19 protein-coding genes and 1 tRNA gene are annotated in these 17,464 nt (G+C 62.7%); 14 read left to right on the forward strand and 6 right to left on the reverse strand.

What is annotated here, in order from left to right; translation table 11 throughout:
* The first annotated feature begins 156 nt into the window (after positions 1–156).
* The 10 genes from ruvB (at position 157) to queC (ending at position 8,598) form a co-directional block, all read left to right on the forward strand.
* Positions 157–1,197, forward strand: coding sequence for a Holliday junction branch migration DNA helicase RuvB (gene ruvB, locus QRO95_RS12320; RefSeq protein WP_285302673.1), 1,041 nt, complete (start codon positions 157–159; stop codon positions 1,195–1,197).
* On the forward strand, positions 1,187–1,618 hold the full coding sequence (ybgC, locus tag QRO95_RS12325; protein WP_071229045.1) for a tol-pal system-associated acyl-CoA thioesterase: 432 nt from the start codon (positions 1,187–1,189) through the stop codon (positions 1,616–1,618). The genes ruvB and ybgC overlap by 11 nt, the downstream gene beginning before the upstream one ends.
* A gap of 10 nt (positions 1,619–1,628) precedes the next feature.
* Complete coding sequence (tolQ, locus tag QRO95_RS12330; RefSeq protein WP_006438802.1) at positions 1,629–2,408, forward strand: protein TolQ; 780 nt, start codon at positions 1,629–1,631, stop codon at positions 2,406–2,408.
* Positions 2,409–2,432: 24 nt separating this feature from the next.
* Positions 2,433–2,861 (forward strand): protein TolR, encoded by a 429-nt coding sequence (gene tolR / locus QRO95_RS12335; protein WP_049400778.1) that lies wholly within the window; start codon positions 2,433–2,435, stop codon positions 2,859–2,861.
* The gene (gene tolA / locus QRO95_RS12340) at positions 2,851–3,906 is read left to right on the forward strand and encodes a cell envelope integrity protein TolA (protein ID WP_005410750.1); all 1,056 of its coding nucleotides are present in this window, start codon (positions 2,851–2,853) and stop codon (positions 3,904–3,906) included. The genes tolR and tolA overlap by 11 nt, the downstream gene beginning before the upstream one ends.
* Before the next feature lie 284 nt (positions 3,907–4,190).
* Positions 4,191–5,510: a Tol-Pal system beta propeller repeat protein TolB gene (tolB, locus tag QRO95_RS12345; protein ID WP_032128528.1), complete on the forward strand. Its 1,320-nt coding sequence runs from the start codon at positions 4,191–4,193 to the stop codon at positions 5,508–5,510.
* A gap of 64 nt (positions 5,511–5,574) precedes the next feature.
* Entirely contained in the window at positions 5,575–6,093 is a 519-nt protein-coding gene (gene pal / locus QRO95_RS12350) for a peptidoglycan-associated lipoprotein Pal (protein WP_032128527.1), read from the forward strand.
* A gap of 3 nt (positions 6,094–6,096) precedes the next feature.
* On the forward strand, positions 6,097–6,915 hold the full coding sequence (gene ybgF / locus QRO95_RS12355; RefSeq protein ID WP_010481611.1) for a tol-pal system protein YbgF: 819 nt from the start codon (positions 6,097–6,099) through the stop codon (positions 6,913–6,915).
* 237 nt (positions 6,916–7,152) lie between these two features.
* Positions 7,153–7,854: a 7-carboxy-7-deazaguanine synthase QueE gene (gene queE / locus QRO95_RS12360; protein WP_049422912.1), complete on the forward strand. Its 702-nt coding sequence runs from the start codon at positions 7,153–7,155 to the stop codon at positions 7,852–7,854.
* A gap of 78 nt (positions 7,855–7,932) precedes the next feature.
* Positions 7,933–8,598, forward strand: a complete 666-nt coding sequence (gene queC, locus QRO95_RS12365) for a 7-cyano-7-deazaguanine synthase QueC (RefSeq protein ID WP_032128525.1) — start codon at positions 7,933–7,935, stop codon at positions 8,596–8,598.
* A 52-nt stretch (positions 8,599–8,650) separates the two neighbouring features.
* Here the strand turns inward: queC and QRO95_RS12370 are convergent, their stop codons facing one another.
* Positions 8,651–9,607, reverse strand: coding sequence for a DUF2268 domain-containing putative Zn-dependent protease (locus QRO95_RS12370; protein ID WP_285302674.1), 957 nt, complete (start codon positions 9,605–9,607; stop codon positions 8,651–8,653).
* Positions 9,608–9,786: 179 nt separating this feature from the next.
* Here QRO95_RS12370 and QRO95_RS12375 point away from each other — a divergent pair.
* The 3 genes from QRO95_RS12375 to QRO95_RS12385 all read left to right on the forward strand — a co-directional run bounded on the left by QRO95_RS12375 (position 9,787) and on the right by QRO95_RS12385 (position 12,827).
* Positions 9,787–9,862: transfer RNA gene (locus tag QRO95_RS12375), tRNA-Lys, on the forward strand.
* 143 nt (positions 9,863–10,005) lie between these two features.
* The gene (locus tag QRO95_RS12380) at positions 10,006–11,550 is read left to right on the forward strand and encodes a hypothetical protein (RefSeq protein WP_285302675.1); all 1,545 of its coding nucleotides are present in this window, start codon (positions 10,006–10,008) and stop codon (positions 11,548–11,550) included.
* Positions 11,547–12,827 (forward strand): hypothetical protein, encoded by a 1,281-nt coding sequence (locus QRO95_RS12385; protein ID WP_285302676.1) that lies wholly within the window; start codon positions 11,547–11,549, stop codon positions 12,825–12,827. Before QRO95_RS12380 ends, QRO95_RS12385 begins: the two co-directional genes overlap by 4 nt.
* On the opposite strand, the gene QRO95_RS12390 is transcribed toward QRO95_RS12385, so the two are convergent.
* Genes QRO95_RS12390 through QRO95_RS12400 form a run of 3 tightly spaced genes read right to left on the reverse strand, consistent with a single transcriptional unit; the run spans position 12,822 to position 15,090 of the window.
* On the reverse strand, positions 12,822–13,664 hold the full coding sequence (locus tag QRO95_RS12390) for a Dam family site-specific DNA-(adenine-N6)-methyltransferase (protein ID WP_285302677.1): 843 nt from the start codon (positions 13,662–13,664) through the stop codon (positions 12,822–12,824). The two genes, QRO95_RS12385 and QRO95_RS12390, sit on opposite strands and share 6 nt — an antisense overlap.
* Positions 13,665–13,720: 56 nt before the next feature.
* A complete protein-coding gene (gene xerC, locus QRO95_RS12395) occupies positions 13,721–14,875 on the reverse strand; it encodes a tyrosine recombinase XerC (RefSeq protein WP_285302678.1) in 1,155 nt (384 codons plus the stop codon).
* A complete protein-coding gene (locus QRO95_RS12400) occupies positions 14,875–15,090 on the reverse strand; it encodes a hypothetical protein (protein WP_285302679.1) in 216 nt (71 codons plus the stop codon). Before QRO95_RS12400 ends, xerC begins: the two co-directional genes overlap by 1 nt.
* Positions 15,091–15,728: 638 nt before the next feature.
* On the opposite strand from QRO95_RS12400, the gene QRO95_RS12405 reads away from it, so the two are divergent.
* On the forward strand, positions 15,729–16,199 hold the full coding sequence (locus QRO95_RS12405; RefSeq protein ID WP_285302680.1) for a hypothetical protein: 471 nt from the start codon (positions 15,729–15,731) through the stop codon (positions 16,197–16,199).
* Positions 16,200–16,372: 173 nt separating this feature from the next.
* Here QRO95_RS12405 and QRO95_RS12410 read toward each other — a convergent pair whose 3' ends face one another.
* Both QRO95_RS12410 and QRO95_RS12415 read right to left on the reverse strand, forming a co-directional pair.
* Complete coding sequence (locus tag QRO95_RS12410) at positions 16,373–17,068, reverse strand: hypothetical protein (protein WP_285302681.1); 696 nt, start codon at positions 17,066–17,068, stop codon at positions 16,373–16,375.
* Complete coding sequence (locus tag QRO95_RS12415) at positions 17,065–17,457, reverse strand: hypothetical protein (RefSeq protein WP_285302682.1); 393 nt, start codon at positions 17,455–17,457, stop codon at positions 17,065–17,067. Before QRO95_RS12415 ends, QRO95_RS12410 begins: the two co-directional genes overlap by 4 nt.
* Positions 17,458–17,464: the final 7 nt, after the last annotated feature.

Here is a 17,464-nt window from a genome sequence, read left to right on the forward strand (position 1 = left end):
CTTACATGGACGTACTTGCAGCGTCCCCCGCAAGCGGACCCACCCCGCCATTCCCCAGGAACTCAGCTTTGGCTGTTGCTCCGGCCGTTGCAGTTGCTTCTGCGGGTGCCGGGCGCAGCCCGGCCGAAACCCGCGCTTTTGCCGCATAATCAGCACATGACCGACGACCGCATCATCGGCGCCGGCGCCACCCGCGAGGATGACGCCGCCGACGCCAGCATCCGCCCCAAGCGCCTTGCCGACTACCTCGGCCAGGTGCCGGTGCGCGAGCAGATGGAGATCTACATCCAGGCGGCCAAGGGGCGCGGCGACGCGCTCGACCATGTGCTGATCTTCGGGCCGCCCGGCCTGGGCAAGACCACCCTCAGCCATGTCATCGCCAACGAGCTGGGCGTGGCCCTGCGGGTCACCTCCGGCCCGGTGATCGAAAAGGCCGGCGACCTCGCCGCGCTGCTGACCAACCTGCAGCCGCACGATGTGCTGTTCATCGACGAGATCCATCGCCTGTCGCCGGTGGTGGAAGAAGTGCTGTACCCGGCGATGGAAGATTTCCAGATCGACATCATGATCGGCGAGGGCCCCGCCGCCCGCTCGATCAAGATCGACCTGCCGCCGTTCACCCTGATCGGTGCCACCACCCGTGCTGGCCTTCTGACCGCGCCGTTGCGCGACCGCTTCGGCATCGTCCAGCGCCTGGAGTTCTACAGCGTCGAGGAGCTGACCCGGATCGTGCGCCGCTCGGCAGCCATCCTGACCATCGACTGCACGGCCGATGGGGCAGGGGAGATCGCGCGCCGCGCGCGTGGCACCCCGCGTATCGCCAACCGCCTGCTGCGCCGCGTGCGCGACTATGCGCAGGTGAAGGCCGGCGGCCACATCGACGAGGCCGTGGCCCAGGCCGCGATGAAGATGCTGAAGGTCGACCCGGAGGGCTTCGACGAGCTTGACCGGCGCCTGCTCAAGACCATGGTCGACTACTTCGACGGCGGTCCGGTCGGCATCGAATCGCTGGCGGCGGCGCTGTCTGAAGAGCGCGGCACGCTGGAAGACGTGGTCGAGCCGTACCTGATCCAGCAGGGCTTCCTGGTGCGCACCGCGCGTGGCCGCATGGCCACCCACAAGGCCTACCGGCACATGGGCCTGAAGCCGAAGAACCCGCCGCAGGACCTGTTCGCGGAGGTTCCCGATGTCGGTTGAGCCCCGATTCAGTTGGCCGACACGCATTTACTGGGAAGATACCGACGCAGGTGGCGTGGTCTACCACGCCCGCTACGTGGCCTTCATGGAACGGGCCCGGACCGAATGGATGCGTGCGCTGGGCTACGGCCAGGAGCGCATGCGCGCCGAGCACGGGATGGTCTTCGCGGTGCGCTCGATGCAGATGGATTTCATCAAGCCGGCACGGCTGGATGACACCCTGCAGGTGAGTGCCCGCCTGGTCCAGCTGAAGAAGGCCAGCATGGTCTTCGACCAGCAGATCCTGCGCGACGGCGAGCTGCTGCTGTCGGCGCAGGTCCGCATCGCCGCACTGGAAGCGGCCAGTTTCCGCCCGCGTGGCATGGACGAGGCCGTCCTTGCCGTGCTGCAACCCCACCTCCACCCCGAATCCGAACACTGAGGAACAACGGATGATCGCAACGCTCCTGGCCCTGCAGGCCACGGTCACCGAGGCACTGCCGGCCGACGTCAGCAATGCCGCGACACAGACCCTTGCCCAGGCCACCACTGGCGGCGGCATCAACTACCTCGAACTGATGGCCAAGGCCAGCCTGCCGGTGAAGATCATCGTGCTGCTGCTGCTGGTCGGCTCGTTCGTCAGCTGGGTGATCATTTTCCGCAAGGCCCGCGTGTTCAAGCAGGCCACCCGCGAAGCCGACGAGTTCGAGAACCGCTTCTGGTCCGGTGCGGACCTGGGCAAGCTGTACAGCTCGGCCACCGACCGCAGCCGCAATGTCGGCGGCCTGGAAGCCATCTTCGAAGCCGGCTTCCGCGAGTACACCCGCCTGCGCGACAAGCGCCGCCTGGACGGTCGCGCCCAGCTGGAAGGCGCACAGCGTGCCATGCGCACCACCTACACCCGCGAAGTGGACCAGCTTGAGCGCAACCTGGAACTGCTGGCCAACATCGGCTCGACCGCGCCTTACGTGGGCCTGGTCGGTACCGTGTTCGGCATCATGGTGACCATGCACGACATGATCAGCAGCGGTGCGCAGGCCGGCATCGCCGCCGTCGCGCCGGGCATCTCCGAGGCACTGTTCGCCACCGCCATCGGCCTGTTCGTGGCGATCCCGGCGGTGTGGGCCTACAACCGCTTCACCACGCGCGTGGAGCGCATGTCGGTGCGGTTCGAGACCTTCGCCGAAGAGTTCAGCTCCATCCTGCAGCGCCAGAGCGCTGGCGACGAGTAAGCGCCTGACCCGGGAGTCCAAGCCATGTCCGCTGCCATCGGTCGCCGCAAGCGCCGCAAGCTGAAATCGGAAATCAACGTCGTTCCTTATATCGACGTCATGCTGGTGCTGCTGATCATCTTCATGGTCACCGCACCGCTGCTCACCCTGAGCTTCGACGTCGACCTGCCGCAGTCCAACGCCAAGGCGCTGGAGAGCAAGCAGGATCCGGTGATCGTCTCGGTGCGCCAGGACGGCCAGCTCAGCCTGAAGCTGCCCGACGCCAAGGACCCGACCGCCGTGTCGGCCGAGGAACTGGAAGGCCGTCTGGCCGGCATCGCCGCCCAGGACAAGGGCGTGCGCGTGATCGTCGCCGCCGACCGCGCCGTGGCCTATGAAAAGGTCATTGCTGCAATGGATGTGATCAAGCGCGCCAAGGTAGACAAGGTAGGCCTGGCCACCGATGCACGCTGACGCCCTGCCACCCCCGCATCAGCGCGAACCCGGCTGGGGCCTGCCCCTGGCGCTGGCGTTGCTGGTGCACCTGCTGGTCGCGCTGGTGTTCATCGTGGCCTGGTTCTGGTCGCCCGAGCGCAACACCGATGCCGCCGCCGGCGACCCCTCGGTCGAGGCCAGCCTGGCGCTGTCCGCGTCCGAGGCCTCCGCCGCGCGCCAGGCCCTGCGCCAGTCGGAGAAGCTGGAGGACCTGCCGCCGCCGGTGGCCGAGCCGATCCCGGTGCCGGAAGACACCATCCCGCCGCCGCAGCCGATTCCCGAGCCGCGCCCGCAGGACGCCCCCACGCCGCAGCAGCAACAGGCGCAGGAGCGTGTCGCGCAGCCGGACACCAAGGACCAGGAAGCGGTGAGCGCGCTGGCCATCTCGCAGGAGAAGGCCAAGCAGGAACAGGAAGCCAAGCGTCGGCAGGAGCAGATCGACCTGACCGAACGCAAGCGCCAGGAAGAAGCGGAGCAGAAGCTGCGCCTGGCCAAGCAGCAGGAAGCGGACGAAAAGAAGAAGCAGGCCGAGCAGGAGCGCGTGGCGGCTGACAAGGCCGAGGCCGAGAAGCAGAAGAAGATCGCCGAGATCCGCGCCCGCCGCGAGCAGGCCGAGAAGGAAGCCAAGCTGGCCGAGCAGAAGCTGCGCCAGGTGGCAGCCGCGCGTAATGCTGCCGGCAGTGCCGCTGCCGGTTCCAGCGGTGCCTCCCAGCCGGCCGCCGGTGGCGGTGGCAACAGCGATGATCTTTCGGCCAAGTACGCGGCCGCGATCCAGGCCAAGGTGCTGTCGCAGTGGGTGCGCCCGGATACGGTGCCGCTCGGCCAGCGTTGCCAGATCACCATCACCCAGATTCCGGGGGGCACGGTGATGCAGGCCAAGGTCAGCCCGAACTGCCCGTACGACGAGGCCGGCAAGCGTTCGATCGAGGCCGCCGTGCTCAACGCGCAGCCGCTGCCGTACCGCGGCTTCGAGTCTGTGTTCGCACGCACGCTCAACTTCACCTTTACCGCCCAGGATCGCTGAGGCGGGCAGGGCTGGGTGGCCATCGGGCCACCTGCGCCCACGGATGTCGCGCCTGCCTCTGGCGGGCCCGGTTTCAGCCGGGCAAGCTGGGGGCTGCTGTGGAATACCACCCTGCGGGGCGGTGTGGCCGGGGCAGGCGGTGCGATGTTAGCCACGACGTTAACGGTGCGTGAGAGGACGGGCTGGAACTGACCCGGAATTCACGTACCCTTGGTTCATGATTGCGAAGCGGTTCACTCCCGCTTTGTTATCCCTCGTTCCGGTTTCCCCCTATTGAGCGCTCCATGAAAAAGATGCCTCGCTGGCTTGCCGTGTTTGCGGCCCTGTTGCTGCCCTTTGCTGCCGTCGCGCAGCAGAAGGGGCTGGATATCGACATCATCGGCGGCAATGCCTCCGCGCTGCCGATCACCATCGTGCCGATGCCCTACCAGGGTTCGGCGGCTGCACCGCAGACCGACGTCGCCGGGGTGGTCCGCGCCGACCTCGAGCGTTCGGGCCAGTTCCGCACGCTGCCGGAAGCACAGATCGTCGAAAAGCCCGTGCGGGGCGGCGACATCCAGTTCGCCACCTGGCGCGCGCTGAAGCAGAACTACATCGTGGTCGGCCGCGTGCTCGACGCTGGTGCCGGCGCCTACCGTGTCGAGTACGAACTGTTCGACGTACCGAAGGGCGAGCGCCTGCTGGGCCTGGCGATGACCGCCCGTGGCAACGCCATGCGTGACGTCGCCCACCAGATGGCCGATGCCATCTACGAGAAGATCACCGGTGTCCGTGGCGCCTTCTGGACCCGCATCGCCTACGTGACCGCCAGCGGCAAGGGCGACGCCATGCGCTACGCGCTGATGGTGGCCGACTCCGATGGCTACAACCCGCAGACCATCGTGCGTTCGGCCGAGCCGCTGCTGTCGCCGTCGTGGAGCCCGGATGGCAGCAAGCTGGCCTACGTCAGCTTCGAGCGTGGCAATTCGGCCATCTACATCCAGAACATCGGCACCGGTGCGCGTGAGCTGGTCACCAGCTTCCGCGGCATCAACAGCGCCCCGGCGTTCTCGCCGGACGGCCGCAAGCTGGCCCTGACCCTGTCGCGTTCGGGTAACCCGGAAATCTACGTGATGGACCTGGGCAGCAAGCAGCTGACCCAGCTGACCAACCACTTCGCCATCGATACCGAGCCGACCTGGGCACCGGACGGCAGCGCGGTGTACTTCACCTCCGACCGCGGCGGCCGTCCGCAGGTGTACAAGGTCGGTGCGGGCGGCGGCAGTGCCGAACGCGTGACCTTCCAGGGCAACTACAACGCCAAGCCCTCGGTGTCCTACGATGGCAAGAAGATCGCCGTCGCCCAGGGCTCGGGCAACAGCTACAAGATCGCGATGATGGACAGCTCGCTGGGTTCGCCCCGCTGGAGCACGCTGTCCCCGGGTTCGCTGGATGAATCTCCGAGCTTTGCGCCCAACGCAAGCATGGTGTTGTACGCCGCCCGCGAGGGTGGCCGTGGTGTGCTGTACGCCGTTTCTGCCGATGCGCGCGTGCGCCAGCGGTTGGTTCTGGCTGACGGAGATGTGCGCGAACCGGCATGGTCCCCATACCGTACCCAGCGCTAAAAGAGTGTTAATATTTTCGCTGTCTTGAACCCCTCATCGGCCTAGGAGCCACAAAGGTATCGCCATGAACAAGTCCACCCGCGTTCTGCTTGTTTCCCTGCTGTCTGTGGCCGTCCTGGCCGGTTGCTCGAAGAAGGTGAAGGAAGAGCCGGCAGCCCCGGTTGACACCGGCACCTCGACCACCACCCCGACCGCTCCGTCGACCTCCGGCCTGTACGGCCCGGGCGACCTGGACACCGACGCTTGCCTGCGCCAGCGCGTTGTCTACTTCGACCTGGACAAGGAAGACGTGAAGCCGGAGTTCCAGGCCATCATGGCGTGCCACGCCAAGTACCTGCGTGACCGTCCGTCCTCGCGCATCACCCTGCAGGGCCACACCGACGAGCGCGGTTCGCGCGCGTACAACCAGGCCCTGGGCGAGCGTCGTGGCAACGGCGTCAACTCGGCCCTGCAGGCCAACGGTGGCTCGGCTTCGCAGCTGACCGTCGTGTCCTACGGTGAAGAGCGTCCGGTCTGCACCGAGTCGAACGAGTCCTGCTGGTCGCAGAACCGTCGCGTCGAAATCGTCTACACCGCGCAGTAATCCATGCGTATTGGCATCAAACTGATGCTGGTCGTTGCGGCAGCCCTCGTGGCTGCCGCACCGGCGCATGCACAGCGACAGAGCCTGGCCGACCGCGTTGGCGCGATCGAGCAGCAGATGTACAACAACAGTGCCAACCAGGACCTGTTGAACCAGATCAATCAGCTGCGGCAGCAGGTCACCAGCCTGCAGGCCTCGATCGAGCAGTTGCAGCACGACAACGCCCAGCTCAAGCAGTCCGCCCAGGACCAGTACCTGGATCTGGACAGCCGCCTGAACCGGTTGGAAGGGGGCAATGCCGCCCCGGCCCTGCCGCCCGTTCCGGCGAGCGCGCCGAAGGCCGCCCCGGCCCCGGCAAAACCCGCAGCGGCGGCCACTTCCGAGCGGCCGCCTTCCGTCCATGGTGATGCCGGCAGCCTTGCCGCCACCGGCGACGAGCGCACCTCCTACAACGTCGCCTTCGATTCGCTGAAGGCCGGCAAGTACGATGATTCGGCGCAGCTGTTCCTGAGCTTCCTGCAGCTGTACCCGAACGGCGTCTACGCGCCGAACGCGCTGTACTGGCTGGGCGAGAGCTACTACGCCACCCGCAATTTCCCGATGGCGGAGACCCAGTTCCGTGAACTGCTCTCGCGCTATCCGACCCACGACAAGGCCGCTGGCGGCCTGCTCAAGGTCGGCCTCTCGCAGTATGGCGAGGGCAAGGTCGACCAGGCCCAGCAGACGCTGGAGACCGTCGTGGCGCAGTACCCTGGCTCGGACGCCGCGCGCACCGCGCAGGACCGCCTGCAGTCGATCCGCCTCGGCAAGCAGATTCGCTGATCCGCTGACCGGGCGTACAATACGTGTCCTGTAGAGCCGAGCCCACGCTCGGCTGCTTTCGTTTCCGGACCGGCAAACCCGCCCGGATCCGGTAGAGCCGGGCCATGCCCGGCGGCTTGCATTACCGGCTGGGCCACACCCGACCGGCTGCAGTTGTAGAGCCGAGCCATGCTCGGCTGCTTTCGTTACCGGCCACGGTAGCCCACCCGCCACGTGTCCCACCAAGAAGTCCCCGCCATGACCGCCGTTACCCCGTCCAGCGCCGCCGCCACGCCCAGCGAGATCGTGCAGTCGCCGCTGCCACGCCTGAAGATCACCGAGATCTTCACCTCGCTGCAGGGCGAAGCCGATACCGCCGGCTGGCCGACCGTGTTCGTGCGCCTGACCGGCTGCCCGCTGCGTTGCCAGTACTGCGACACCGCCTATGCCTTCCATGGCGGCACCTGGTGGGACATCGACGACATCGTGGCCGAGGTGCTGGCCCAGGGCGTGCGCCACGTCTGCGTGACCGGTGGCGAGCCGCTGGCACAGAAGCGCTGCCTGGTACTGCTGCAGAAGCTGTGCGACGCCGGCATGGATGTCTCGCTGGAAACCTCCGGTGCGCTGGACGTCAGCGCCGTGGACTCCCGGGTATCGCGCGTGGTCGACATCAAGACCCCGGGTTCGGCCGAAGTGGCGCGCAACCGCTGGGACAACCTGCCGTTGCTGACCGCCCGCGACCAGATCAAGTTCGTCATCTGCAGCCGCGAGGATTACGACTGGGCCAAGTCCCTGTTGGCCGAGCACGATCTGGTGAAGCGTTGCACCGTGTTCTTCTCGCCGAGCAAGGGTGAGATCACCGCGCGCCAGCTGGCCGACTGGATCGTCGAGGACCGGCTGCCGGTGCGCTTCCAGATGCAGTTGCATAAAATCCTGTGGAACGACGAGCCGGGCCGATGAGCCCAGGCAGCGTTCCCTGATGTAGCTCCGGCGCGGGACAGCGTGCTGGCTTTCCCCTCCCAACCGGATGTTTTACCCATGAAGAAGGCAGTCGTGCTTCTCTCCGGCGGCATGGATTCAGCCGCCGTCATCGCCATGGCCCAGGAACAGGGCTTCGCCGTGCATGCCCTGAGCGTGCGCTACGGCCAGCGCCATACCTCCGAACTGGATGCCGCCGCCCGCGTGGCCAAGGCCCAGGGCGTTATCGCGCACAAGACCGTGGACGTGGACCTGCGCAGCATCGGCGGCTCGGCGCTGACCGACGACATCGACGTGCCCGAGGCCGGCGGTGCCGGCATTCCGGTCACCTACGTGCCGGCGCGCAACACCATCATGCTGTCGCTGGCGTTGGGCTGGGCCGAAGTGCTCGGCGCCAACGACATCTTCTGCGGCGTCAACGCCGTGGACTACTCCGGCTACCCGGACTGCCGTCCCGAATTCGTGGCCGCGTTCCAGGCGCTGGCCAACCTGGCCACCAAGTCGGGCGTGGAAGGCGCGGGCATCAAGGTGCACGCACCGCTGCAGTTCCTCAGCAAGGGCCAGATCGTCAGCGAAGGTGTGCGCCTGGGCGTGGACTTCGGCCTGACCGTGTCCTGCTACAACGCCGACGCCAACGGCGCCGCCTGCGGCCACTGCGATGCCTGCCGCCTGCGCGCGCAGGGCTTTGCCGAGGCCGGCGTAGCCGACCCGACGCTGTACGCCTGACCGCGCAATCACTCTCTCGGTGGGTGCGAACCGTTGGTTCGCACTCCTTGGCCTACCGCTGCCGCAACCACCCCGACGCGTCAATAAACGCCCGCACCGCCTTCGGATCGGCATAGTCCAGCTCGATCATCCGCGCGATGCCCGCCTTCTCATCGGCCTGCTGCCGCATGTACCCCTGCGCGATGCGATACCCGGCGTAGTACCCCACATCACTCACCCCGAACGGATTGCGGGCGCTGTTGTAGAGCCAGTTGTCGAGATTTTCCCCGTTCATCTCAGCAATGAAGCGTGTGCGGATTTCCGCTTCGTGTGTTGCGCCGTAGTCGTAGAAGGATAATGCCGGCCGGCGCCCACTCAGTCGCTCCGCCACATACTCGGCCACACCCTCGCGCACCGCGTACTGGGCCAGGCTGCCGGTGGTCTCGCGCTGCTGCGTATGCACGTACTCGTGCAGGTTGTTCTGCGCGTTGTTCGCCCCCGGACGGCTGTCGTAGAAGATCCGCAGGCGGCTGCGCATCGGCTCCGGCAGCTCGCTCACGTCCACGCGCTCATCGCCCAGCGCCATCTCCGCTCCGATCAGCACCTTGTCACCCAGCGTCGTGCCGCCGGTACGCAGAACACCGACCGCATAGGTGATGGTGGCAGGGCGCAGGGCGGGGTAGAGCGTACGGAAGGCAGTCAGGTCCCGTTCCAGTGTGGCGCTGGCCTGCTGCGCGTTGGCGGTCAATGGCCGTACCGACGTCCAGAAGCGCGGCCACGTACGCATGGCCGTGGCGTATTCGCGGGCGGTGTAGTTGCGGACCTGCATCAGCGCATGCAGGCCGGGGCTGCCTGGATCGATGTAGCGCTCCTGCACCAGTGCGACCTGGCGTTCAACGTCGGGCTCGGTGCGCACGGCGTCATAGGTAGCCCAGAAGCGGCCGATATCATCAGTGACGACCTGGGGCGGGGCGGCCAGTGCTGCGCAGGGCACAAGCAGGGCGGCAATGGGGCAGAAGGGCAGGCGCATCCGTGGCTCCGGGGAAGGATCACAGATGGGATGCGACGGAGGCCCGGAAGGTTTAAGCCGGCGGCCCAGATCGGGGTAGTGCCGGCCGCTGGCCGGCAACCTCGACGCACCAGGGTTTCACCCGGCCCGGCAAAGTAGGGTAGAATGCCCACCCCGCCGAAAGGCTGGGGCAGTGCAATGGGCCGTTAGCTCAGTCGGTAGAGCAGAAGACTTTTAATCTTTTGGTCGAAGGTTCGAATCCTTCACGGCCCACCAATTGCATCAACGACTTAGGCGACCGGTAGGTCGCCTTTTTTGTTGGCTCCGTAAAATGGTCCGTAATTCGCGCCTCAAACAGGCACTGGTATCGCTGGTACACTCGCCTTCACTTGAGGTAACGGACGGTCTCAGGGGGCCACGTGAGTAAAGAATTTCCACTGATCAAGGTCAGACAGTGGCTGACGAGTTGGGACCAAGCGGACTACAGCGCCGCGAACCTGCCTAAGCCGGCAGATCACTTCTTCATGGGTTCAATTCCCATCGCGGAACTTCGCCGTCTTGCAGGCGTCAGTCGCAGGCAGGTCGTTGAGGAGCGCAAACCTGGTGACGGCGGCTACCAGCGCGCCCATGAGGCTGAGAGATCCGGAAAGATTGCCAGGTACATGGAGTGGGGATTCCCGATCTCTTCTTCTTCGGGTATCAAGCCCCAAGAGCATAGAAACTTGATCCATCCAGGCTGGCTACCAACTGCCATCCTAGTAAACATCATTAAGCCCGAAGAAACGCGCCGTCGCCATGGCAAGAAGGCGACACTGCGGGCGGAGCATGCCATTCAAGTAAAAGAGGGAAGAGGCGGCAGCTTTGTTCTAAGCGTGCCTGACGTTCAGCTAGGTCAGGCTGGCGCCCTGGAGCCATTGGAGATCATTGACGGTCAGCATCGAATCTTCGCGGTCGACGAACTGGATATGTTGGCAGGAGAGTACGAGGTTCCCGTTGTCTTCTTCCATGGGCTGACGAACTCGTGGCAGGCATATTTGTTTTGGGTAATCAACGTTGAGCCCAAGAAGATCAATCCGAGCTTGGCGTTCGACCTGTATCCGGAGTTGCGAAACCAGTCATGGCTTGAAGAGGGTGAAAATCTCAAGGTCTATCGCGAGCATCGTGCTCAGGAGTTGACTGAGGCGCTGTGGCGCCATAGGAAGAGTGCTTGGCGTCAACGTGTGGAGCTGCTCGGCAACCGAATCGACGGACATGTGTCGAACGCTGCCTTCATTCGAACGCTGATGTCTACCTTTATTCGACGTTGGGGAGCGGAACACCGCATCGGCGGCTTGTTCGGTTCTACCAAGGGCGACGGCGGCGAGCGGATTCTCGAATGGACTCGTGCACAGCAGGCGGCATTTCTTCTGGTCATATGGCAATCGTTGTTGGAGGAGACCTCAAAAACGACGGTCAAATGGGCGGTTGCATGTCGCAATGCATATGCGCGCATTGATGGCGATGCCAGACAGCGCGCTAATCCTGATGACCTGGACGCCGCGTTCGCGGGCCCGCACACCTTGCTGGCCACCGATCAGGGTGTGCGCGCGATTTCCTACATATTCAATGCTATGTGTCAGGTTTCCTACTCTCAGCTGGGGCTGGAGGAGTGGGAAGTTGAGACAATCGAAGAAACCATGAGTGATGCGGCCATAACCGAAGCCCACAAGTCACTTACGGGCCGTAGTGAAATCATGCAGTATCTTCGAGCCGTTTCTAGACAATTAGTTGACGGTTCGATGGACTGGCGTACGTCTAAAGAACCGACTCTGACGGAAGAAGAAAAACTGCGTCAAGGCAGCTATCGAGGCAGCAGCGGGTACACGGCCCTACAGCAGACTTGCTTGCGAGTGTTGATGGATGCCAAGAACTCGGATGTCTCCAAGGCTGCTAAGCAGGTTGCCTACTTGGTGGGCATCGAATGAGTGGCTTTCATAGTAAGAAGGGTAAGGCTAAATCAAAAGCGAAAGGCAAGAGCAAAGCGGGGGAAATGAGCGCAGCGGAGGTATGCACGCTTGCGGCTCACAAGCCGGTTGCTGAAGCGCTTGCCAAGCTCGGCCCGGTGACTGGAAGAGGGGCTGTCTTAGACCAATCGGCTAATCTCGACGCTACGCTCGTGGCAGGCGAGCAGGTATCCCATCTCACGGAAGCCTGGCAGTACATGGGCGCCGCTGTGAGGGCCGTGCTGTGCAATGCTGGCGATAACGCCACGCATTTCGCTTACTATGCGCAGCTGCGCGCCGTGCTATCTATCTTCGCAGGCAGCGGAATTCGAGTTAGCTTGGGCAAGAGCTTTCTCATCGATGAGCATGGAAACGGGGTGCCGTTTAGCTTGATAGGTGCCGGAAACCGCACTCATCCCTTGGTGTGGTCGTTGTGGGACGAGTGGGTCAAAACGGAGTACGCCCATGATTTGATGGGCAAGAATATGCCTGTAATTTCTGGCATATCTCTTTCGGATCTGGCCCTCATTCCCTCCAGCTCTGGCGCCCTCTTGGGGGCGTGGGGTTACGATTTGGCCCGGGGAGAGAAGGACCACAAGGCACGCAACACCGCGAGCTATAACGCCAAATCTCGTTTTCCAAGCCCTTCTATTGGTGCGGAAACCGTTGATCTCGTTCGCAGAATTTGGACGCTGCTCATGGATAACGGCGGTGGCGTAGTCTTCGATGCCACTCTCGTTCGATACTTCGTTGAGCGCTACTTGACGAGTGCTGTTGAGCAGGGAGTTAGGGAGGCGCGCGTAGTTGACAGAATGAGCATTCTTGAACGTGTGATTGACCAAACCTCGGCAAATACTGGTGTGTCCAAATCAACGTTGGAGGAGGTGTTTAGGGCCGAAGTGGATACCCAGTTGTTTGAGCATGCTTCGGCACCCGAAACAAAGGTCGTGAACGTTGTAAGCAGGGCGCTCTTTCTTCTGCGCATCGCGACTCTTGCGCTCGCCGATGGCTTGGGCGCGGGAGCAAATCAGCACTGCAAAAATTGGTTGGTCTACTGGCTTGAAAGTGGTGGCCTCTACAATCCGGACGTCCACGGCACTCCCTCTGAAATTTCTATCGACTATGAGGAAGCGCTCGAAGAGTTCGACGAAATTGATTCGACGAACCTCCCAGCGTCGGCATGGGCTCGTGGCCTGGCTCAAACGTCCGCGCTGCTCTCAAGGCCCGAAGGATTTGTGGGATGGGCGCTACCACTATAGAGGGCTGGTTACGATTAGCTCTTCGTATTGACCGCGATCCTTCCCGGTTCCCGAGATGGCACTGAAGCGGCTAGTGGTTCGGCACTCGAATCCGCGATCTTTGTAAAGATCGCGGACAGATTCATGATTGGCGTTCGTGCTGACCACGAACGCACCTCTTGCCATTGCCCGCGCCAAACAATCTGCGAGACGTATTTGATCGCTCCAAGAGAATATGTTCTCGTTGTAGTTCAAAAATCCATTATTGTTGTGGCGGACCGTGTACGGTGGGTCGGCAAAAACCAAGTCACCTTCCGTTGCTCTATTAATGGCAATTGAAAAATCACCGGATATCAGCTCTGCTTTTCGCAGTGCGGCGGCAATAGATGAGAAGTTGTCCGACTCGAGCAGTACGGTATCTTTAGAGCCGCGGGGGACGTTGAATTGTCCTTTTCTGTTAACGCGGTAAATGCCATTGAAGCAAGTGCGGTTCAAGTAGATTAAGCGGGCGGCGCGTGCGACTGCATCGGTGGGCATGTCTTCGCGAACCTCGTAGTAGTACTCGTCCGAGTGCCTGATCGCATGCTGCTTCAATGCCTCCACGACTTTCCTTGAGCGCGACTTCACGGCTCTGTAGGTGGCAATTAGCTCTTCGTTAGAATCGCAAAGAATGGCGCGCGAAGGTCGTAGCGCAAAGAATACGGATGCTGAACCCGTGAATGCCTCAATATATCTATTGTATGTCGTCGGGAACAGATCAAGATGTTGAGCGACGAACCACCGCTTTCCGCCCGGCCACTTCAAGAATGGCGGCGTACGTTGCGCGATCTTGATGGGGGCGCGTCGCTTGGAGGGCATGGGTACTTTTCTAATCCGGTTCGCTGTCATTTTGCCATTAGTCGGGCGCGTTTTGCTTATTGGTTCTCTCGGCCGGCGGGCTTCACCCTAGGGATGCTCTTGTCGTAGACCTTCATCATCGCGTCTGTGACCCCCAGCGCATCCTGTCGCTCCCCTCGGTTCCCAGCTGTGTCGGTCCCGCCCTTCCGCTTCAGATCGTGGAGGCTGAAGCGCTCTTCGGCTGAGATCACTCCTGCTCCAATTGCGAGATGAACGAAGCGTTGCCACGTGCTATCCAGGCTGCTTTTCTGCAATGGCTCGCCATGCTCGGCGAGGAAGAGGTAGCGCTGGTCAGTCCGCATCTGTATCGGCAGGCTATGGCGGTCAATGATGGAGTCACGGCGCGTGATCGCGGCATCCCATGCACTTCGCAGCCTTGGCGTCCACTCCACCAGGCTATCGCGACTGCGTTTCCGGCGATTGGTGTGCAGCCCTTCAGTCGTGCCTTGCGCTTCGGTGAGTGTGAGCGTCTCAATGCCGCGCAGTCTACAAAGGTAGCCCAGCTCCATGATCATCCATAGGTATGGCGGTACTGAACCCTCTGTCCTCGCCGTTCGCGTGGAGCGTTCGCGCGCGAACGCTATCAGCTTGGCATAGGCTTCATCGGTAGGAAGACGTTGACGCCTACGCTCCTTCGCCTGCTCAAGTCCCTGGGCAGGATTATGGTTCACGATGCCCCGATTCAATGCCCAGCGGAACACTAGCCGTGAGTAGCGCAGCACTTTGTTTGCCTTGGTGGGTGTTCCTGCAGATTCGATCCGATCAATAAGGCGCTGGAAATTGTGATTCCGCAGTTTGTTGACTTGGAGCTTGCCGAACGGCAGGCCCAGGTTCGTGGGGTAGCCCACTAGAACATTGCGCGCCGACTCGTAGTCCGCACGTGTGCCAGCCGCGAGCCCCTTGAACTTGGCGCTGTCGTGGTACTGAGTGCAGACCCATTCAACGGTTCCGGTGCCTTCTGCTGACTCCATGAGTCCATGCAACTCGGAGAGCTTGGCTTGGGGGCCCGCGACCGTTCGGCGAGCTTTCCGGGGGCCATCAATGCCTGTCGCGGCTTCGAAGACGTACCAGCGGCCACGGCCCGTCGCATCCCAGTAAACGCCCTTTGGGATCTTCGTCTGGTCGATGTGCGTCGGGATGGACGGATTGTGTTTTCGCGGTCGAGGTGCCATCAGATGACGTCGTTTCCATAGGTGTCGTTGGAGGCCTGCTGCAGGCCGAGTGCTGCGTTCATCGCGGCAGCGGTGGTCCAGATGCCGCCCTTGCCGTCGTACTTGTAGCGAATCCCTTCCTTGCGAGCCCACGCTTCCACAGTGGACAGGCGCGGCCGTTCGCCAGGCCGGCAGAGTTCCTGCAGATCCTGAAACTGGAGAACTTCTCCAATCATGGAACCAGGACCAGTTGGGTCGGGAGTCCGGGCGTAGGAACGCCCCCTCCTAAAGGAGTGGCAATAGCGTGGCGCGGCGGCACTGTATGCTTCGCCCGCAGTACCCGCTGTCGGTAGGTTCCTTCAGCCCGTATTTGCCAGAGTCGAGCGACGAAAGGCCGGAGACCGTGAAATCCTGTGTTGTGGTAATTGGTGGCGGGGTCTTCTCGGTCCCTTAGGCGGACTTGATGATGCTGCGTCCCAGCATGGTCGTTGCCGACGTGTGGTCTGGTGACTTCGCGAGCGGTCGAAAAAGGTACGGTATGGTTACTTCTCTTTGCGTCGCCTTGCTGGTCAAGCTGGCCATAGTTGGCGTCGGATTCTTCCTTGTAGCAGAGGCATAGCTTGTCGCCCGACTGGGACCGCTCCGGAGCATCAGTGCCTGCGAGCGCGTGAGTCGAGCGTGGCTCCAGTGGGCCGCTGATTGAGAGCGAGTTGTTGCATTTCTTGGTCTCGCTGAACTCCGCCGTCACGCCTAGAGCTATCGCAATGGTGCAGTCGTCCAAGCGGTGCGGGCATTTCTGCATTCGTTGCTTTTCTCGTCTATGCTGCATCGAGATAACCCGATCCAACCATCGTAATAATGGAGAGCGAGAAGAATGGCCACTGGCGCTGTGACTAAATGGTTGAATGACAAGGCTGTGTACGGTTCGGCAGCGGTTTACGTTACGGGTTCGTACGCGTTTGGACGATATGTTCTGTCCGAGTTGAACACGATCTGGCCTTGGAACACGTTGTTGCTCTTCGTTCTGGCATTTTTTGTGTTGCTCGGTTTGACCATTACAGCAACGGCAGTGCTCGTAAAGGCACATCATGAGCGCACGGGTGCAGTACTCAGCAGCTTGAAGCAATCGGGGCTCTTTTTCGGGCTTGCAATCTCTTGCGGCTTTGCTTGGTATGCCGGCATTCAAGTGGAGCGGATGGTCCAGGATCGAAAGGTGAATCCCGCAGCGACTGTGTGTAAGCATGTTTCACTCCCTCAGGCTGAGTCTGTCGAACGTGCAGAGGTGGCATTGAGCGATTCTGGGAGTTCGGACCCGGACATTTCCTCCTTGCACGAAGAACAATGACCTGTTCGGGCAGGGCTGCGGGTATAGGCGGATAGCTTCAGCAGAAGGGCTAGTGCAGGATATCGTCCCCATCTTTGCTGCTATCTCGACACGCGTGAGGGCCGGCTGCCCGAGCAGTGCCTCGCAGATCTGCCGAACCAAGCATAGGACTGCGTTGTACGCCAGCGCGGTATTCATGGGTGAGTTCCAATTGCATCACGGGCGGCGATAGCCAAGGGCCGTACGAACCATGCTGCAAGGCCATCCTCGGTCTCGCCCAGCCATGCAAGCCGCCAATCCTCGCCTGGTGAAGCTGGGTTCCAGTTGTGCAGCTCCTGCGCGGCGCTGTAGACGCCCGATCCGATACCTTGCTCGGAAAATTCGCCCTCAACCACGACAAGGTCGAAGCCTTGCGCAAGGAACAGCGGCCGCAGCGACACCTCGCGACCGTCGGCCCACGCCGGCACGTCCGGATGGCACAGGATCTCGCCGTAGGCATTGCGCGCTGGGAGGCGACTCGGGTGGTACAGGCCCCGCCACGGGTCGGCCGGGTCGACCACGGTGCGCGTCTGATTCCTGACCAGCTTCAGCAATTCGGTCGCCTGCGCCAGCCGGGCACGGGTGGTATCGCAGAGCGGCGTGTCGCCGTCCTGCAGGCTGCTACGCAGTGTCGTGACGTACGCGGATACGGCGGCTTCGAATACGCGCAGATCTTGCAAGCGAGGCAGGCGATGATGCAGATCACGCAGCGCGGTCTGGGCCTGGGCGAGGGTGATGGCCTTCGCTTGGTTGGGCAGCCAGACAGCCTCGACAGCGATCGCACTGATCGTTTCGAATGCCTCGCGCAGAACGGGGCAGTTCGTGGGGAGAGTGGCAAGTTTCTCGGTCATCGGCGGGCCTGCTTGAATTGGGTATCGGTGTTGACGAACGCGCCAGCGAGCGGCGCTACCGGTGACGCCTGCTCGGCGCCAGCGATGCGAAGGGGGAAGGGCGCGGCGTGGCGATAGCGGCGATTGGGGTCCGACGCGAACTTGCCCCCTTCGATGCGAATCACCTGGTACTCAGGGAATGCCTCATCCGGCAGCACTAGACGTGCCTCCTCCATCAGCGCGACAAAGCGCGCCTGCCACTCGACCGGCATCGACTGCAGGGTGCGTCGCGGCACTACGTGGTAGGCGGCGCGACTGACGCCGAATGCATGCCATACCGGGCCGTCCGAATAGGTGCTACCGGGCCTGCCGGGCTCGATGACGGTAGCTGCGTGCGATTCGCTGCTCATGCGAGCC

The organism is Stenotrophomonas maltophilia group sp. Smal13 (genome assembly GCF_030236855.1).
GTDB classification, from domain to species: Bacteria; Pseudomonadota; Gammaproteobacteria; order Xanthomonadales; family Xanthomonadaceae; genus Stenotrophomonas; species Stenotrophomonas maltophilia_A.

Bases quoted from the DNA above. Each gene is read 5' to 3' on its own strand.
- queC (WP_032128525.1), top strand. From the start codon at position 7,933: ATGAAGAAGGCAGTCGTGCTTCTCTCCGGCGGCATGGATTCAGCCGCC.
- xerC (WP_285302678.1), bottom strand. From the start codon at position 14,875: ATGGCACCTCGACCGCGAAAACACAATCCGTCCATCCCGACGCACATC.
- QRO95_RS12385 (WP_285302676.1), top strand. From the start codon at position 11,547: ATGAGTGGCTTTCATAGTAAGAAGGGTAAGGCTAAATCAAAAGCGAAA.
- ybgC (WP_071229045.1), top strand. From the start codon at position 1,187: ATGTCGGTTGAGCCCCGATTCAGTTGGCCGACACGCATTTACTGGGAA.
- tolR (WP_049400778.1), top strand. From the start codon at position 2,433: ATGTCCGCTGCCATCGGTCGCCGCAAGCGCCGCAAGCTGAAATCGGAA.
- pal (WP_032128527.1), top strand. From the start codon at position 5,575: ATGAACAAGTCCACCCGCGTTCTGCTTGTTTCCCTGCTGTCTGTGGCC.
- QRO95_RS12400 (WP_285302679.1), bottom strand. From the start codon at position 15,090: ATGATTGGAGAAGTTCTCCAGTTTCAGGATCTGCAGGAACTCTGCCGG.
- QRO95_RS12405 (WP_285302680.1), top strand. From the start codon at position 15,729: ATGGCCACTGGCGCTGTGACTAAATGGTTGAATGACAAGGCTGTGTAC.
- QRO95_RS12370 (WP_285302674.1), bottom strand. From the start codon at position 9,607: ATGCGCCTGCCCTTCTGCCCCATTGCCGCCCTGCTTGTGCCCTGCGCA.
- tolQ (WP_006438802.1), top strand. From the start codon at position 1,629: ATGATCGCAACGCTCCTGGCCCTGCAGGCCACGGTCACCGAGGCACTG.
- ybgF (WP_010481611.1), top strand. From the start codon at position 6,097: ATGCGTATTGGCATCAAACTGATGCTGGTCGTTGCGGCAGCCCTCGTG.
- queE (WP_049422912.1), top strand. From the start codon at position 7,153: ATGACCGCCGTTACCCCGTCCAGCGCCGCCGCCACGCCCAGCGAGATC.
- QRO95_RS12410 (WP_285302681.1), bottom strand. From the start codon at position 17,068: ATGACCGAGAAACTTGCCACTCTCCCCACGAACTGCCCCGTTCTGCGC.
- QRO95_RS12415 (WP_285302682.1), bottom strand. From the start codon at position 17,457: ATGAGCAGCGAATCGCACGCAGCTACCGTCATCGAGCCCGGCAGGCCC.
- QRO95_RS12390 (WP_285302677.1), bottom strand. From the start codon at position 13,664: ATGCCCTCCAAGCGACGCGCCCCCATCAAGATCGCGCAACGTACGCCG.
- tolA (WP_005410750.1), top strand. From the start codon at position 2,851: ATGCACGCTGACGCCCTGCCACCCCCGCATCAGCGCGAACCCGGCTGG.
- tolB (WP_032128528.1), top strand. From the start codon at position 4,191: ATGAAAAAGATGCCTCGCTGGCTTGCCGTGTTTGCGGCCCTGTTGCTG.
- ruvB (WP_285302673.1), top strand. From the start codon at position 157: ATGACCGACGACCGCATCATCGGCGCCGGCGCCACCCGCGAGGATGAC.